Raw genomic sequence first — 17926 nt, 5'->3', positions numbered from 1 at the left:
AAAATAAAAATGGCACTAACTGAATGAAAAATAAAAACCGGGCTTGAGTACCGTACCGAACGTATTTATATATATATCGATCTCTTGAATACCGAAACATCAGTGATTAACTAAAATCAATTACCGCATTAAAACAAGAGGACAACCGAGTTTATATACAAAGCGACAAATGCGGGGTTACTACACTCGTATTGCGTCCAGCGACTGCCCCGAAGCCACCCACTCCTGAACCCATTTGGGTTGGCGACCGCGCCCAGTCCACTGCAACAAAGCGTCAGAAGGATGACGATAACGCACAGCGACCTTGACGCCAGATGTCGCATTCTTGCCGCGCCCTTGCGCAGCGAGTAAGTCTTGTAAAGAGATGCCAGCACTGTGAGCAATCGCCAAAATCTGTTCCCGTGCTTTGGCTTGTTCTTGTTGCTCAAGATCCGTCAGCACTTGCTTGACCTGATCTTGCAATGCCCTTAATTCGACAATTGAAAATTTCGATAAATCCATACTACCCTCGCAAAGTAAAATTAATGAAGCATTCCATCAGCCGCATCGATCGATTGTTTTTTAGCTCGCCAGATAAAGTCCTCAATTCCGCACTGTGGCGTATACTCTGCAACGGTTTGTACAAGTAATGCGCGTACTTCTTCGTATGCAAATCTGCCACATGCATCTTCTAACTTGATCAACAATCCCTCCAACACCAGCCATGGAATTTCGACTTCCTGCGCACGCAAAATCAATGGGTGCTCAGTGCCTTCAACATTTTCGCCAATCAATAATTCCTCATATAGTTTCTCCCCAGGGCGCAAGCCAACATGGTTGATTTCGATAGTGCCCTCAGGTGTCAGATCTGACAAAACCTCGAGACCACTCAAATGCACCATACGTTTAGCCAGATCAATAATCTTTACCGGATCTCCCATATCCAGTACGAACACGTCCCCGCCCTGTCCCATCGCGCCAGCCTGCAAAACTAATTGCGCGGCTTCCGGGATTGTCATGAAGTATCGCGTGATTTCGGGATGAGTCAACGTAATTGGTCCACCCGCCATGATTTGCTTTCGAAACAATGGCACAACTGAACCCGATGAGCCTAGCACGTTACCAAAACGCACCATACAGAACCTTGTCTTTGCCGCACCTTTGGCTTGCACACGAGAGAATGCCTGTAGAATCAATTCGGCAAAACGCTTCGTGGAACCCATCACATTTGTTGGTCGCACCGCTTTATCCGTCGAAATCAACACGAATGATTTAACGCCAGCTGCTATGGCAGCTTTTGCGACGCTGAGAGTCCCGAATACATTATTCCGAATTCCCTCAATTGGATTGTGCTCAACCAACGGTACATGCTTGTAGGCTGCAGCGTGATATACCGTTTCCACAGAAAATGTACGCATGATACGCGTACATTTTTCGGTTTCCAGCACAGAACCCAAGAACGGCAAGAGTTCAATACTTAAGCCAAGGCTCCGTTGCAGCTCACTTAATTCCTGCTCAATCGCGTATAACCCGAACTCCGACATTTCCAACAAAATCAAACGAGACGGTCGCTGTTTAATAATCTGGCGACATAGTTCTGATCCGATAGAACCACCTGCCCCCGTAACTAATACCGACTTATTGACAATACAAGCAGAAATCAGCTCGGGATTTGGCTCCACGGGGTCGCGTCCAAGTAAATCTTCAATCTCAACTTCGCGAATATCCTGCACGCGCAACTCACCATTGATCAGACTCTTAATTGGAGGAGTTACTTTTATTTTCACCTTAAGAGGCTCAAGTAGATCGAGTATATGCTTCTGTTGCACTTTACTTAAAGACGGCATTGCCAGCAATATCTCTTTAAAACCAAATCGCGCAATCAAATTAGGTAAATCATCTGCGGGAAAAACCTTTATGCCTGCAATCGTGGCGCGTTGCAATTCCTTTTTATCGTCAATAAACGCTACCGGCAAATATTCATTGCCTGCCCGAAGTGCGCTCGCCAATTGTGTTCCCGCTTGACCCGCTCCATATATAGCCACTGGCACTACACCACCTACACCACTGAGACGCAACAAATAGCCCCGCGCCAAGAATCTGCTGGCCGTCACATATAAAATTGCGCTAACCCAATAAATACCAAAAACCGCTCGCGAATAACCCACTGTTTGCGTAAAAGTACCCAAGGCCCCAAAGCGACCACAGACAGCGTTACACCAAATACCACTACATATACTATTTTATGGTCAATAAATCGGATAACCGCCCTATATAGACCTAGTTTAATGAAAATGGGAATTGATATTAAAGGCGCGGAAATAATCAATAATGCATACTGATGTAATAACCAAATGCTCAGCCCATCGTGACGCAGCCATATTGCTAGACAAAATGTCAGAGGCAACAAAATCAAATCCGCAGTTGCGGCAATTAATTGTTTGTGAAGGCGCGATAAATTCAAAAAAGAAACCATGTCAACAATTCAGCTATTAGCTATAAAAGGTATGCATGCATTGGAGTCAAACCACAATTCGACTTAATGCGTGACACCATCTCTTCGGACAACTTTTAGGAAAGTCAAAAATATAATTTTAATATCAAAAAATAATGATTTTTGATGCAAATACTCAATATCGAGCTTTACTTTTTCAGGAATTGGCAATTCATCACGGCCATTTATTTGAGCCCATCCAGTCAAACCAGGGACTAATTGATCAATACCATTTTCTGTTCTAAGCAATATAAGATCGTCCTGATTGAATAGTGCAGGACGAGGACCAACAAAACTCATATCACCGTTAAGAATGCTCCACAATTGCGGCAACTCGTCTAGACTTGATTTACGCAAAAAAGATCCTGCAGGTGTCAAAAATTTCTTTGGATCCGACAGCAAATGAGTTGCAACAGCAGGAGTGTCAATTCTCATAGTGCGAAATTTAGGCATTTTAAAGATCTTATTTCTTCGCCCAACCCTATCAGACCAGTAAAGTATCGGACCTACCGAGGTTAATTTAACAATTATAGCAACAAAAACAAAGGGAATGATTAAAATTATCAACGCGATCAAAGCTAGTAATAAATCAAAAATTCTTTTCATTATTCAGTCCAAATATATTCTTTTCCAGTTTTAATTAAAGCTTCTGGCGTACTGTAGGGTGGATTCCAATTGAGCATATTTTTTGCCTTATTGACATCAACAACCAATTCCGAATTCAATTTATCATACAAATGTTTTTTATGAAACAAACTACATATAGCAATAAGAATTTTTGTAGGAAAAGGGAAGATCATTTGCTTTTTTCCCATTCCCTCCCCCAAATTTCTAAATATCTCTGCCAAGTCTGTAGTCTGTTCATCCGCAATTAAAAAAGTTTCCCGGATAACATTTTTGCAATTAACACAAACTGTCAAAAAATCGACCAAGTTCCATACGCTCAATAAACTCCTTTTCGCTGACAAATACAGAAAGGGGAGCGGCAGCCTCTTAAAGGCAAGTTTTAGCAAAAGACCGAAATTTCCCGGTGCATTTGGTCCATAAATCAATACTGGACGAATAATTATGTATTCCATCCCACTCTGCTCAGCAATTTTCCGGACCGCTTGCTCAGCTTCTATTTTGCTAATTGCATATAAATCATGAGGGTTTTCAACATCATTTTCGGTAAACGGATGTCCGGAATTTCTATTACCATTGACTCCAATTGAACTAATAAAAATAAAACGGCGAACCCCACACTTTGCGGCCTTCAACATTAATTTTTCAGTAATCTCTACATTAACTCTTCTGAATTCATTTAAAGGATCTTCAGAGGTATCTTTTAATATATGAGCCCTGCCTGCCAAATGAATAACAACATCACAGCCGGGCAAGACATCCTCGACAAAATTAAAATCATCGAAATTAGATGCAATTTTCTCTACCTTTGCCCCTTCAATCGGGAGACTACCTGGTCTAGCTACAGCGATTACATGATGGCCAGCTTGATCTAAATGCTTACATAAATATCGGCCAACAAACCCTGAGGCTCCAGTTACTAAAATATTCATACTATTATTTATTCACAAGAAAAATCATAATTCCATATCACCCAAAAATCCCTCAATCCTGCAGTGCTATATTTTTACTTAAATTTCGGCTTGAAAAGCTCTCCCAGGATAAGTGCACAATTAGCAACGAGATGAATAGCTAATTTTATTAGCTAAACATACATGCTATACAAATTAGATCAAAAATAGAAATGTTGTTTTTATAGCACTTTAATCATAGCTCCACATTTTCCGAGCAGGCTTGCAGTGCTCTATCCCAATCCGGCAATTCATACATAAAATCACCAAATCGCTTACACGACATAACGGAATACATTGGCCTGCGAGCTATCACTGGATACTCCTGAGTTGTTATCGAGATTAGCTTGGTTTTTTTTGTGACACTCCAATACTCAAGGATCATCCGGGCAAACTCGTACCAGGTTGCCTGCCCTTTGGCAGTGAGATGATACACACCAGAATGCTCTCGCCACCATTCAGCGCTCGATGGCGCAGCAATACTCTGGGCGACAATATGTGCTGTGGCATCAGCAATCGTCTTACACCACGTCGGAGCACCGAATTGATCACTTACGATACGTAGTTCGTCGCGCTCCTGCGCAAGGCGCAGCACCGTCAGCAAAAAATTATTGCCACGTGTGCCATAGACCCAACTGGTACGCAGGACAAGATGGGATATGCCCTCAGCCTGAATAGCCTGCTCTCCTGCGCATTTAGTATGGCCATACACATTTATTGGGCCAACAGGATCGCTCTCTGTATATGGGCTTTTTTTTTCACCATCAAAAACGTAATCCGTTGAAAAATGAATCATTGCGGCCCCCAGCTTTTTTGCTTCATGCGCCATTACGGCAGGGGCCTCGCCATTAACAAGCATCGCAAGCTCCGACTCCGTCTCCGCCCGATCCACTGCAGTGTAGGCCGCGGCATTGACAATAAGCTTGGGCTTAATGGCACGGATAACATCTCGTATTTGATCAATGCTGGTTAAATCCATTTGCGCGCGACTTAGTGCAACAACCTCCCCCAGCCCGCGCAAGCTCCGCTCCAGCTCATATCCCACTTGACCTGTTTTACCTGTAAGAAGGATCTTCATGCAAAGACCTCCGCATCCTTCAGCGACACGCCGGCCCGATCTTTCTCCGAAAGCACCGGACTCCCAACAATAGGCCAGTCGATTCCTAAAATCGGATCGTTCCATCGGATACTGCGCTCAAATTGGGGGGCCCAATAATCCGTGGTTTTGTAAAGGAATTCTGCTGATTCGCTAGTAACAAGAAAACCATGCGCAAAACCCTCGGGTATCCATAACTGACGCTTATTTTCGGCAGATAATTTAACCCCAATCCATCGACCAAAAGTAAGCGAGCTCCTGCGTATATCAACAACAACATCGTACACTTCACCTGAAATGACTCGTACCAGCTTTCCTTGCGGCTGTTGAAGCTGGTAATGAAGGCCTCGCAATACATTCTTGGCAGACTTGGAATGATTATCCTGTACGAAATTGATGTGGACGCTCGTAAGCTCCGCAAAGCGGCGACTATTGAAACTTTCATAAAAAAACCCACGATCATCACCAAATACGTTGGGTTCGATGATCAGGACATCCGGAATCTCTGTACTTCGAATTTGCATAATTAAAATACTCGATCTGTCAACAAACGCAGCAGATATTGTCCATAGCTGTTTTTTTTCAGCGATTGTGCAAGCGCCTCGAGCTGATCGGCGCTGATGTAATTTTTTCGATACGCGATTTCTTCGGGACAGGCGATCTTCAAACCCTGTCGATTTTCAAGGGTTGCAATAAATTGCCCTGCGTCGAGCAAGGATTGATGGGTTCCAGTATCGAGCCAAGCCATGCCACGCCCCATCAATTCAACGTTAAGCATGTTCTGTTCTAGGTAGATACGATTAACATCGCTGATTTCCAGCTCACCTCGAGCGGAGGGTTTTATGCTGGCGGCAATATCACACACATGATCATCATAAAAATACAGGCCCGTGACCGCATAGTTTGACTTGGGATGCAACGGCTTTTCCTCGATACAAATGGCGCGACGTTCAGAGTCGAAACTCACTACACCATAGCGCGCCGGATCTTGAACATGGTACGCAAAAACCGTAGCTCCAGTTTCCCGTGCAGCAGCAAAACTCAGCTGCATTTCAAAATCATGACCGTAATAGATATTGTCGCCCAAGATTAATGCAGATAACGCGCCGCCGATGAATTCGCGCCCAATAATAAACGCCTGCGCCAAGCCATCTGGCGATGACTGAACCGCGTAGCTCAGGCTAATTCCCCACTGACTCCCATCTCCAAGCAACCCTTGAAAGCGCGGAGTATCTTGAGGCGTAGAGATGATAAGAATATCCCTCATTCCAGCCAACATGAGCGTGGTCAACGGATAATAAATCATGGGCTTGTCGTACACCGGCAGCAATTGCTTGGAAACCGACATTGTCACTGGATAGAGTCGCGTGCCAGAACCTCCGGCCAGAATAATACCTTTACGCTGTCTTGGAGTGGCATTGACCTTCAATTTGCGACCTCTCGCATCGATACGTACTGATTGTAATTTGTCTCAATCCATTTCAAGTAGGCCCCAGACTGTACATCACGCACCCAATCTTCGTTGTTCAGATACCACTGCACCGTTTTACGGATACCGGTGTAGAAGTTTTCCATAGGCCGCCAACCCAGTTCGCGCTCAATTTTCCTCGCATCGACAGCATAGCGGCGATCATGACCAGGGCGATCTTCGACAAAAATAATCTGATCACGGTAACTACCGGTCTGTTTAGGATCTAGTTGATCCAGAATGTCACATAGTGTGCAAACCACATCGAGATTAGTCTTTTCGTTGCAGCCGCCAACGTTATATACCTCCCCAGGCCGACCGGCTTCCAACACTCTACGGATGGCGGCGCAGTGGTCATTAACATAAAGCCAATCGCGTATTTGTTGGCCGTCGCCATATATTGGCAATGGCTTGCCTGCGCGCGCGTTCGCAATGACTAAGGGAATCAGCTTTTCAGGGAAATGATATGCGCCATAGTTGTTGGAGCTATTAGTTGTCAATGTCGGCAGATCGTATGTGCGACCATATGAACGAACCAAATGGTCCGACGCCGCCTTTGAAGCCGAATAAGGGCTGTTAGGCGCATAGGGGCTCGATTCGGTAAACGGGGCATCATTTACCCCCAAAGACCCATACACTTCGTCGGTTGAAACATGCAGAAAGCGAAAAATAGCTCTTTCTGTTTCTGATAGAGAATTCCAGTATCCCCGAGCGGCCTCAAGCAACGCAAATGTCCCGTTGATATTGGTATTCACAAAAGTCGCCGGGCCATGAATTGAACGATCAACATGGCTTTCTGCCGCAAAATGAATCACCGCTCGCGGTTTATATTTGGCAAACAGAGTTGCAACCTGCACCGTATCACCAATGTCCCCCTTGACAAAAACATGACGGGAATCTTGCATGACACTTGCCAAGTTATTCAAGTTGCCAGCATAAGTCAGCTTATCGAAATTAATCACCGGCTCGTCATTTTGCGCCAACCAATTCAACACAAAATTGGAACCTATGAAACCAGCACCGCCGGTGATGAAAACCATAGAGTCACCCCAAATTTAGTAAAAAGCCAAGCATATTCGACATAAATTAATTGCAAATTTGCAAGCTATCTGGAATTATGCCCCAATTATCTACCCAAAATTGGATATCACAGCACATTTCAGATTAGTCCTATAGCAAGCTTGGGCCGCCTATGAAACTTATGTGTTAACATCCCGTCTTATCTATTTCTTTACAAATTGGATCCTCAGTATTTGACCTTTCCTATGCCCCCTCATATGAGTCGTTGTAGACTGAAAGTGATTTGGGATAAGAATTTTAATTAGAGGCGCTTGCGTGCGAAACACGCGACACCCTCTGATTTTAATGAGCCAAAACAGGCCAAAATGCTTCGTTAGGCCTTATTAAAAGGCAATCTCAGATGGCGTCTGTTGAGTCCAAATGCTGAAGTCAGAATGAATAAAATCGAAACAATCCCATGTCTAATGTAAAAATCATTCCTGTTATTCTTTGTGGTGGTTCGGGTACCAGATTGTGGCCGATCTCACGCAAAAGTTTCCCTAAGCAGTTCGCACCGTTGATTGGCAACAAGAGCCTGTTACAACTCACATTAGAACGTGTTGCAAAGGTGAATGGCACAGCAACAATTGCGGAAGTAATCTGCGTTGCCGCTGAAGACTACCGTTTTTTGGTTAGCGAAGCGATGCAAACGGCCAAGGTCAAGGGCGCAATCATTCTGGAACCAGCCGCCCGAAATACCGCAGCAGCAATGGCGCTGGCGGCATTGAAAGCCGCCCCGAAGATTTACTGCTCTTTTGTCCTTCCGATCACCATATTCCCGACACGAATGCATTTGCCACCATGGCTCAGCAAGGTATTTCTGCCGCCTGTCAAGGCGCCATTGTCACTTTTGGCGTAGTACCGAGCTTTCCCAGCACAGCCTATGGTTATATTGAGCAGGGAACGTCCAATGACAACATTAGTTTCAGCGTAGCTCGATTTATTGAAAAACCAACTGCCGATAAGGCCGAAGAATTGATTCTGCAGGGAAATATGCTGTGGAATGCAGGAATATTTCTGGTTCAGGCAGGGACCCTGCTGACAGCAATGGAAGAACATGCTGCTGACATTTTGCAAAGCTGCCGCCAAGCCATGGGGCAAGCGACGCAGGACCAGCAATTCGTCCGTCCGGAGCCTGAAGCTTTTATTGCTTGCCGCGCCGACAGCATCGACTATGCTGTTTTGGAACACCACAAAAAAATGGCCGTAGTCCCATTTTCCAGTGCATGGAGCGATGTCGGCAGCTGGAGCGCAGTGGCAAATCTATGTTCACCAGATAAGCAAGGCAATCGAATCGATGGCCAAGGCTTGGCTATTCAAAGTGAACGGACTTATATTCATGCACCACACCGTGTCGTTGTAACATTGGGCACGCAGGATTTGCTGGTTATAGATACTCCGGATGCACTGTTAGTTGTAGCGAGCAGTCACGCTGAGCAAGTTAAGACCGTGGTAGCCCAATTGGAAGCCAGCGAAACCCCTGAAGCAGGCATACATCGCAAGGTGGCACGCCCCTGGGGCTGGTATGACAGCATTGATCGCGGAGAACGCTTTCAAGTAAAGCGTATAGTAGTAAAACCAGGTTCATCGCTCAGCCTGCAAAAACACCACCATCGCGCGGAACATTGGATTATTGTATCTGGCACTGCGATGGTAACCAAAGGCACCGAGACTTTTCTCCTTACGGAAAACCAGTCAACCTATATCCCCATCGGGGAAATACATCGCTTGGAAAATCCAGGAAAAACCGATCTCGAAATGATCGAAGTCCAGTCCGGTAGTTACCTTCACGAGGACGATATTGTGCGCCTGCAAGATAATTTTGGTAGAGCTTAAGCGAAGTTAGCAGAACAACCATCTAAACTCATCTAAACAAATAATTTAAAAATGACCCAACGAACCGCATTAATCACCGGTATTACCGGACAGGATGGCGCTTATCTAACGCAATATTTACTTGCACTTGATTACAAAGTTTACGGGGCTTACCGACGGACCAGTTCTACCAACTTCTGGCGGCTGGCTGAACTCGGCGTGGAAAACCATCCAAATCTACATCTTGTTGAATTTGATCTCACCGACCAAAGCGGAGTACTGCGCTTGGTAGAACGCTGTCAGCCAAGCGAAATTTATAATTTAGCGGCGCAAAGTTTTGTCGGGGTCTCGTTTGATCAACCTGCTGCCACTACTGCCATTACCGGCCTGGGTGTTTTGCACTTGCTTGAAGCGATTCGCATCGTCAATCCGAAGATAAAATTCTACCAAGCGTCCACCTCTGAAATGTTTGGTGAGGTACAGGAAATTCCTCAGGTTGAAAGTACACCGTTTTATCCACGTAGCCCATATGGCGTTGCAAAACTCTATGGCCACTGGATGACGATTAACTATCGTGAGTCGTACGACATCTTTGGCGCCAGCGGCATTCTTTTTAATCACGAATCGCCGCTACGCGGCCGTGAATTCGTGACGCGCAAGATTACCGATAGTATTGCAAAAGTCGTGCTTGGCAAACTTGATTGTCTCGAGTTAGGCAATATGAGTGCGAAACGTGACTGGGGTTTTGCAAAGGAATATGTCGAGGGAATGCACCTCATGCTGCAGGTTGATAAACCTGATACGTTTGTTCTGGCAACCAACCGTACTGAAACTGTTCGGGATTTTGTGAGTTTGACCTGTAAGGCCGCCGGCATTGAATTGGCTTGGAAGGGACAGGCAGAAAATGAATCTGGCGTCGACACAAAAACCGGTAAAACAATCGTTCGTGTCAATCCGAAATTTTATCGCCCGGCTGAGGTCGAGCTACTGATAGGCGATCCGGCAAAGGCCAAAGAAGTCCTGGGATGGCAACCTAAAACCGAACTTGAAGAACTTTGCCAGCTGATGTACACGGCTGATCTTGCTCGAAACCGGCAAGGTTTCTCGTTTTGAGAATTTTACTGACTGGTGCCAGCGGCTTTACCGGGCAATCCTTTTCGCAACTGGCTCGCGATGCGGGGCATTTGGTTGTGGCGCTGAACTCTGATTTGACGGATCGTCAGACCCTGCGACAGCAGGTGCTGGAAGCGGTACCTGACGCGGTCGTGCACCTGGCGGCGATCAGTTTTGTCGGTCATGCCGATGAAAATGCCTTTTATGCTGTTAACGTCGTCGGTACAATGAATTTGCTAAACGCCCTGACGCAATTGCCTAAAGTCCCCCATCGCGTGCTGCTATCCAGCAGCGCCAACGTTTATGGCAACTGCGAAGTGTCGCCCATCGCTGAAAACCAGCCCGCGGCACCGGTTAATCACTATGCCATGAGCAAACTCGCCATGGAGCATTTAGCTCGCACCTACTCTGACCGCTTACCGCTGATCGTTACCCGGCCGTTCAATTACACTGGGCCAGGTCAAGCCGCCAATTTCATTATTCCGAAATTGGTGCAGCACTTTGCCCAACGCGCGGCCGTGGTCGCGCTAGGCAACTTACATGTGGAACGCGAGTTCAATGATGTACAGATGATCTGTGACGCCTATTTGCAATTGCTGCAGCATGGCGAACCAGGCGAGACCTACAATGTATGTACTGGAAATGCTTACACGCTGCAATATGTTATTGATGCACTTTGCCAAATCACAAACCATTTGATCAAAGTGGAAGTAAACCCCGCGTATGTACGTCACGGGGAAGTGCATCATCTATGTGGCAACCCCGATAAGCTTCATGCATTATTAGCAAAGCAAGGTTGCCAGCTGACAAATCCGCCACTAGAAGATACTTTACAGCGCATGTTAGCGACAGCCGCAGCAATCAATGCATAATTTTCCTCGATGAAATGCGTGCAACACCAGCGCCAACCTGTAGCGGCGGGTAAATCGTGAGGTATGTGTTATTGCTGCGACGGTGGCGGCAAGCCTTCCTTACGACTTTCCCATATCACTGATGCGCGCTAATTTACTATCAACCTATTCGTATTTTTTCGCATCTCAACTTTTCGAACGATCCCATGCTGGCCGAAGTTGATTTTTCGCGAACTTGCGACGAGTTTGAAACGTCATCAAATACATAATACTGGCCAATTGATGCTTCACAACTTGAATATGATTTCAGCGACGGCCGCCCGACTGCTCTTTTTCGGCGGGCGCTATGTTTCCATGCTGCTCATCGCACGATTGCTGGGAGTAGATTCTGCAGGATTTCTACTTTCCTTGGCGGTGGTGGAATTACTCCGAATTCTGTTTGATTATGGCCTCGAAAACAGCTTGCTTGCGCGCTTTCATCAACAACCTGGCGAGAGCGGAATCTCATTTCGGCGAGGCAAGTTGGCGGTTCGACTGAGCGCCACCGTGGTCGGACAACTGGTGACAACAGGAGTGATTGCCATTTTGTGTCAAAGAAATGGCACATCGATGGGGTTGCCGTTAATTGCCAGCCTGCAGTTTTCCTGCCTTATGGGATTTGGCTACATACAGGCACATTTGCAAGCCGGTCGCCCCGGCGGTATGGCGGCGCTTATGCCGCCACTAGCCTTGGCCGTCGCAGTGCAGGCGGCACTACTGATGCTAGCCAAAAATAATTACATACCGCTATGGCTCTGTGCCATTACTTTCGAGGCAATGGCATTGGTAGCTTCCTCATTCATAGGATTCAGGTTCCGCGCACTGGAAAACAAGCAGGGAGTTTCCACTGGCGCGCATACTTCAAGTATTGATTCAGTGGCGTGGAAAACTGTTCTGGGACGCATTGCTCCGCTTGGGAACGTAGCACTGATAGGGATTGCGTACAATCGCTTAGATGCCCTTGCAGTATCGTGGGTAGCGGGCGGCGCCTTGTTCGCACAATATTTAATTTATCAGCGTCTAGCTAGTGCCCCATTAATGTTTTTCTCGACTATTGCAAGTGTCAGCATTTCAACGCTATCTGATGATCGCCATAGTCCGGAAAAGTTGCCAAAGAAAATAATTCGATTCCGACAGCTCGCCTACGGTGCCGGTACTATTAGCGGCGTTGTCTTAGCCTCTGCGAGTCCGCTTATTGCTTCTTTCTTTTCATTGACAACCGTCAATCACCAGCTGCTGGGATTGCAATGCATGGTGATGACACTACAGATCGTCAATGGCTTTCACGCAGCATTGCTGATCGCATTAGGGAAGTTGCCGCAGCTATGGCGTATTGCTCGCAATAATGCCGTCATGGCGGTACTGCTACTGCCACTGAGTGCGTGGAAATGGGGGACAGTCGGTGTCGCATTATCGCTGTGTGTTGTCGAAATTTTCTGTGCTGCACAGCATGCATGGCTATTCTATAGAACCACATCTTCCCAGGAGCATTCTCATGCTCGATAGGCGCGACCTTATCATAGCAATTGCTTGGGTCTTAGGGGTACTGTTTGCGGTTCTTGTCGATCAGTTTAGCCCCTTTGACGTGGAAACAGCTTCTGTACTGCTAAGCGTAGGCACCATTCTGCTTACCGCAGCGAACTGGCGTGCCCATCAAGGTGGGCGCAACGCGTCATTCATCTTTCTAGTACTGGCATGCATATTTCTTTGCGGTCGAGCATTCCCGGCCCTACTGGGAGGCGAATCACTTCTCGATCAAATAGGTTTCACCGACGGTTATAGTGTAACGCCAGAAACAGTAATGGCTTATGTGGTGCTGGCACTGACGTCATTCTTTTTCATACACATAGGTTCGCTGTTGCCTCGCGCAACAATACGGGCCTTAGGCAATTCCCATGTGGAAGCAAAAATCTATTGGCGGCTCTTTCTGCTTTTTTTGCCTGCGCTTATCTACAAAAACATATATTACTTCACCTACATCATCAGCCATGGGGGCTATCTCGCCATTTACCAAGGTAGCGACCATCTGGAAGGGGTTGGCATTCTTGCGAGAATTGGATCGTTACTATGCCTGGCTAGTTTCACTTTATATTTCTTCCATGAAACTGATCAAAAAAAATCTGGCCGCGCGCTGATTTTTTTCCTCATCGTATTTGCCAGCGAATTACTGGTCGGCTTGCGTGGAAAATTCTTCGTCACCGCTCTCGTTTTTTTCCTGTTCCACAAATTGCGATTCGGTGGAAAGTTTTCGTTGCGTGGCCTGGCGGTACTGCTATCAACGATTATCGTTATCGCTATCGCGGTAGAAGTAATGCGCGAACAAAAGACCGAAAGCAATATTCATGGCGCAATATTCATGGGTTTTTTAGTCCAGCAAGGTGTTTCGGCAGGCGTGAATTTAGTAGTGCTAAGCGATCCTTCGTATTACATCCAGCATGCGTGGGGTTACTTCTGGCACCAGTTCGCAGCCCCGTTTTACTCACAGCCCGAAGTACCTCAAGGCTGGTTCCTAGCCAACGATATTTCCTTAATGATCATGCCTGAGGCGTTCGCCGCCGGGTATGGCACCGGCAGCAGCTATTTGGCTGAATTATTTCTCTTGGGGGGAGCCGTAGCCGTATGCATTGGAAGCGTGGCCATTGGCTGGCTGCTCGGCATGGCGAAACGATTCAACCAAGGCGTCGCTGGCGCCATTATGTTCTGGGTCGTCTGCGGGGTCGTTTATTATCCTCGAACAATGTTGCAAGAACCCGTACACAATCTGATGCGTTATGCGGCACCAATCGTGTTGCTGGCGATCTGCTGCCATTTTCTGCGAGTCTGGCGGAGAAAGAAGTCTACATGAGCAAGGAAATTTACATCCTCAGCACACCACGTATTTTCGGCGGCAGCGAGATTTTCCAAATCAAGCTCGCCGCTTTGTTACAACACCACCTTCATCTGACCATCGTTTCTCCCCCCTTGCCACCACTGCAAAATGGCTTGGCCGATTGGGGCGCGCAGTTCGTGGAATTGCCGGCACATGGCCGTATAGCCCTGCGTTGGGCGTTTTTGCATTGGTTGTGGCAGCAACGCCGGGTACTGCGCGCAGATAATACGCAGATCGTTTTAAACGGTCGTGGCGCTGCGTATTGGGCCCCCTTGGTACGGCTTCTAGTTGGATATGCGCCAACTATCATTAGCCATACTGAATTATCTTTAAAATACTGGGATTTAAAAGAGCGCTTATATGGCGTAGCGGTTCGCAATGCACGACGCGTCATAGCTGTGTCGGAAACCGTGGCAGCACAACATCGGCATCGATGGCCTAAGACAGCCGTGCTAGCCATTCCAAATTGGATCGATAGTGCAATTACGACAAGAACACCCCATCCCCAGTCAGGATTGGCTATAAGTCTAAATCTGGCCGTCGTAGGGCGCTTAGCTCCCGGCAAGGGCATTGAGGACGCTGTAATTGCATGTGGTGGACTTCAAGACCTAGAACTACATATTTACGGTGATGGCCCCTTGCATGACGATCTTGGCAAAATGGCACATCAGATGTCTTGGTTGCATTTGCACGGACATGTCGATGACTTGGCACAACGATTGCCGACGCATGCAATTTTACTATCGTGCTCCCATTCCGAAAGCTTTTCCTATTCGGTGGCAGAAGGTATCCAGGCTGGATTGCTGTGCGTGATCAGCGATATCCCAGCACATCGTGAATTGTTGGGCCAGGATTATCCTGAGTCGCTGCTATTTCCTGTGGGGAATCTTCAGGCGCTGCAAAACTCATTGCGGGCAGCCCGAGAAATGCTAACCAGGGATAATGGCACTGCTGCCAGTGAGGCAGTAAATCGGGCAAGAGCACGCATTCGCATCCGCAACGCTCCAGATAGCGCCAGAATCAGTTATTTGACCGTATTGGCTGCGGAATCCAATTTCTCTCCGGTTTAATCTCTTCGCTCCACCTTCAGAATTTTGCGGGTCAGTTCAATTGTATTCGGCCAGCATGGAGCACGGCGGCCAACAAAAAAACAAGTTGCCAGCGCCATATATATGGTCAGCAGTCTAGTGCTATTATCGGCGCCTATCAAAGGCCAAACAGCTTATTTATGGAAGGAAAAGATGTGAGAGTAGGAATTGATGCGCGCTTTATTACAAGACACCCGAGACGCGGCATAGGAAATTACTCTCTCAACGTCGTTGCGGAGCTAGTCAGATTGAGCCCCGAAACCGAGTTCTTCCTATATATATCCGCGCCTGATCACGAGGGAATACTCCCAAGGGCAGCCAATGTGACAGTCCGCCGGCTTACCACACCAGCTTACCCATTCTGGGAACAACTGGCGCTGCCGCGCGCTGCGCGCCATGACCACCTGGATATTCTGCATTGTTTAGGTAACACGGCTCCGGTGATCATGCCGAGAGGTATCAAACTAGTGCTGTCGCTGATGGATGTCATGTTTCTTCAGACTGGAGAATTCGTACCCAAGCCAACCAATAACTATCAGGCTCTTGGTCGAATATACAGGAGAGCAGTGGTTCCGCGATGCACGCTGTCGGCAGATCGAGTGATCACAATTTCGGAGTATTCACGACGTGACATTCTGGACCTAATACCAAACCTAGACCCCGAGCGCGTGAGTGTCACTTTTCTTTCTTGCGACGCCATATTCAAGCAAGCGGTTAAGGAGCAACCACAAAATTCGGTTACGGGTCGTTCCCCCTATATTCTGACTCTCGGTGCAAACGATCCAAGAAAAAACACTCTACGCTTGGTGAAAGCATACCTTGCTCTTTGGAAAAAACATGAAATCGATGAACAACTTGTCATTAGTGGTTATGCGAATTGGGAAAACAGCGAAGCCTATCGCGTAGTAAAAAATGCAGGGGCCACCGATCGTGTGAAATTCTTGTCTTTCATCTCGATCGAGGAATTGGCCGACTTGTATCGTAATGCAACCTTTTTTGTTTATCCGTCCCTTTACGAAGGTTTCGGCATCCCATTGCTAGAAGCCTTCTCTGCGAAGTGCCCAGTACTCGCTTCAAACACAACGTCGATTCCAGAAGTAGGTGGTGACGCCGCTCTATATGTAGATCCATTGAATCAAGACAGCATCGAACAGGCAATGTATCAACTGATCCATGATGACAAGTTAAGACAATCATTGGCTGATCGCGGATATGCGCGAGCCCTCGAATTCACCTGGACCGAGACAGCCCGGAAGACACTTTCCATTTACCAGCATTGCATGTCAGAGAAATGAAAATTCTAGCTATATCGAGCCGAATTCCATCATCGGGAAAAAAAGGGGATCAGGTTGTTTCGTTTTTTCGTTTAATGCATCTGGCGCGCAGCAACACCGTTGTGCTGGTTTGTTTCGGCGATATAACCAAAGCTGAAGACCGTGAGGCAAAACAAGCTTTAGAGGCATTAGGGATCGTCGTTCACTTCGTTCTCTGGAAACCTTTCGTAGCCTTAGCACATTTGCTAAAGGCAATTTTTAATCCTCTAATGCCATTTCAATGCGCACTCTTCCAGTCTGGGAAGTTTAAAAGGAGGGTCAATACTTTACGTATTGGTTTCAAACCCGATGCGCTCTATTGTGTGATGGTTCGTGTATTTCCGAACATTGCCCAAAATAAAAGTCGAGTGTTTGTGGATATGGTTGACTCTATGGGGCTCAATTTTTCCAGGCGTGTCAGTATGGCAAAAGGCTTGAAGCGCTGGCTTCTGGATTTGGAGTGTCGGCGGGTATGCAGGTTCGAAAGAAATGTCGCACTCCAAGCCACGCAGTCATTTGTAGTCTCCAAAATCGATCAGAAATCCATTGGCATAGACAAGGTTCATGCAATTCCCCTTGGCATCGATATGCAACAATTCAATAAAAACAGGGGAAATCCAAAACCGGGGCCTGTCATTGCCTTCACTGGCAATATGGGCTATCAGCCAAATATTGATGCCGTACAATGGTTCATCCAGAATTGCTGGCCTCAGATAAAATCATTGATTCCAGAAGTGCAATTGATTATTGCCGGTAGCAATCCGCATCCCAGTGTTTTGACATTCGGAAAGCATGACAGTGCCATCAAAGTAACGGGCCGAGTGCCATCTGTAGCTGCTATCTTGAACACGGCGTCCGTTGCCATCGCTCCCATGCAATCTGGCTCAGGCATGCAATTCAAGATCCTCGAGGCGATGGCGTGTGCCACTCCTACCGTGACGACTTCGCTTGGCTTAGGTGATATTTCCGCCACCCCAGGAAAAGACATAATGGTGGCTGACTCATCACCGGATTTCATCCAGGCAGTGCTCAGTTTACTTGCATCGACACAGCTATCTGCGGCCATCGGTGATAGCGGGATGGAATATGTCCGCAATCATCATAGTTGGGAAGCGATTAACGAACAATTTGTTGAAATTTGTGGAATTAGTTAATACTCTGTTTAGCA

The 17926-nt window shown here is 46.9% G+C and carries 17 protein-coding genes; 9 read left to right on the top strand and 8 right to left on the bottom strand.

Annotation, left to right across the window (positions count from 1 at the left end):
* Positions 1-180: 180 nt before the first annotated feature.
* The 8 genes from CPter91_RS04450 to rfbB form a co-directional block, all read right to left on the bottom strand.
* Positions 181-501, bottom strand: a complete 321-nt coding sequence (locus CPter91_RS04450) for an H-NS histone family protein (protein WP_061937457.1) — start codon at positions 499-501, stop codon at positions 181-183.
* 20 nt (positions 502-521) lie between these two features.
* On the bottom strand, positions 522-2168 hold the full coding sequence (locus CPter91_RS04445) for a polysaccharide biosynthesis protein (protein ID WP_236905929.1): 1647 nt from the start codon (positions 2166-2168) through the stop codon (positions 522-524).
* Positions 2169-2518: 350 nt separating this feature from the next.
* The gene (locus tag CPter91_RS04440; protein WP_061937452.1) at positions 2519-3079 is read right to left on the bottom strand and encodes a sugar transferase; all 561 of its coding nucleotides are present in this window, start codon (positions 3077-3079) and stop codon (positions 2519-2521) included.
* Positions 3079-4029: an NAD-dependent epimerase/dehydratase family protein gene (locus tag CPter91_RS04435; RefSeq protein WP_082792602.1), complete on the bottom strand. Its 951-nt coding sequence runs from the start codon at positions 4027-4029 to the stop codon at positions 3079-3081. The genes CPter91_RS04440 and CPter91_RS04435 overlap by 1 nt, the downstream gene beginning before the upstream one ends.
* 214 nt (positions 4030-4243) lie before the next feature.
* Positions 4244-5125, bottom strand: a complete 882-nt coding sequence (rfbD, locus tag CPter91_RS04430) for a dTDP-4-dehydrorhamnose reductase (RefSeq protein ID WP_061937447.1) — start codon at positions 5123-5125, stop codon at positions 4244-4246.
* Positions 5122-5667 (bottom strand): dTDP-4-dehydrorhamnose 3,5-epimerase, encoded by a 546-nt coding sequence (rfbC, locus tag CPter91_RS04425; RefSeq protein WP_061937445.1) that lies wholly within the window; start codon positions 5665-5667, stop codon positions 5122-5124. The genes rfbD and rfbC overlap by 4 nt, the downstream gene beginning before the upstream one ends.
* A 2-nt stretch (positions 5668-5669) precedes the next feature.
* Positions 5670-6572: a glucose-1-phosphate thymidylyltransferase RfbA gene (gene rfbA / locus CPter91_RS04420; protein ID WP_061937442.1), complete on the bottom strand. Its 903-nt coding sequence runs from the start codon at positions 6570-6572 to the stop codon at positions 5670-5672.
* Positions 6569-7651, bottom strand: coding sequence for a dTDP-glucose 4,6-dehydratase (rfbB, locus tag CPter91_RS04415; RefSeq protein WP_061937439.1), 1083 nt, complete (start codon positions 7649-7651; stop codon positions 6569-6571). Before rfbB ends, rfbA begins: the two co-directional genes overlap by 4 nt.
* A gap of 437 nt (positions 7652-8088) precedes the next feature.
* On the opposite strand from rfbB, the gene CPter91_RS27560 reads away from it, so the two are divergent.
* From CPter91_RS27560 to CPter91_RS04380, 9 genes are all read left to right on the top strand, one after another.
* Positions 8089-8529: a sugar phosphate nucleotidyltransferase gene (locus CPter91_RS27560; protein WP_335340114.1), complete on the top strand. Its 441-nt coding sequence runs from the start codon at positions 8089-8091 to the stop codon at positions 8527-8529.
* Entirely contained in the window at positions 8418-9506 is a 1089-nt protein-coding gene (locus tag CPter91_RS04410) for a mannose-1-phosphate guanylyltransferase/mannose-6-phosphate isomerase (protein ID WP_335340123.1), read from the top strand. Before CPter91_RS27560 ends, CPter91_RS04410 begins: the two co-directional genes overlap by 112 nt.
* A gap of 51 nt (positions 9507-9557) precedes the next feature.
* Complete coding sequence (gmd, locus tag CPter91_RS04405; protein ID WP_061937436.1) at positions 9558-10598, top strand: GDP-mannose 4,6-dehydratase; 1041 nt, start codon at positions 9558-9560, stop codon at positions 10596-10598.
* Positions 10595-11470 carry a GDP-mannose 4,6-dehydratase gene (locus CPter91_RS04400; RefSeq protein WP_061937433.1) on the top strand — a complete coding sequence of 292 codons (876 nt, stop codon included), beginning with the start codon at positions 10595-10597 and terminating at the stop codon, positions 11468-11470. Before gmd ends, CPter91_RS04400 begins: the two co-directional genes overlap by 4 nt.
* Positions 11471-11695: 225 nt before the next feature.
* Positions 11696-12994 (top strand): lipopolysaccharide biosynthesis protein, encoded by a 1299-nt coding sequence (locus CPter91_RS04395; protein ID WP_150119617.1) that lies wholly within the window; start codon positions 11696-11698, stop codon positions 12992-12994.
* On the top strand, positions 12984-14333 hold the full coding sequence (gene wzy, locus CPter91_RS04390; protein ID WP_061937428.1) for an O-antigen polysaccharide polymerase Wzy: 1350 nt from the start codon (positions 12984-12986) through the stop codon (positions 14331-14333). The genes CPter91_RS04395 and wzy overlap by 11 nt, the downstream gene beginning before the upstream one ends.
* Entirely contained in the window at positions 14330-15427 is a 1098-nt protein-coding gene (locus tag CPter91_RS25565; RefSeq protein ID WP_082792598.1) for a glycosyltransferase family 4 protein, read from the top strand. Before wzy ends, CPter91_RS25565 begins: the two co-directional genes overlap by 4 nt.
* Before the next feature lie 158 nt (positions 15428-15585).
* Positions 15586-16740 carry a glycosyltransferase family 4 protein gene (locus CPter91_RS04385; protein WP_061937425.1) on the top strand — a complete coding sequence of 385 codons (1155 nt, stop codon included), beginning with the start codon at positions 15586-15588 and terminating at the stop codon, positions 16738-16740.
* Entirely contained in the window at positions 16737-17912 is a 1176-nt protein-coding gene (locus CPter91_RS04380) for a glycosyltransferase family 4 protein (RefSeq protein WP_061937422.1), read from the top strand. Before CPter91_RS04385 ends, CPter91_RS04380 begins: the two co-directional genes overlap by 4 nt.
* The last annotated feature ends 14 nt before the right edge of the window (positions 17913-17926 follow it).

The sequence above is a fragment of the Collimonas pratensis genome, assembly GCF_001584185.1.
GTDB lineage: Bacteria > Pseudomonadota > Gammaproteobacteria > Burkholderiales > Burkholderiaceae_D > Collimonas > Collimonas pratensis.
Note: the sequence above shows the minus strand (reverse complement) of the source record. Positions and strands in the feature narration are given on the sequence as shown.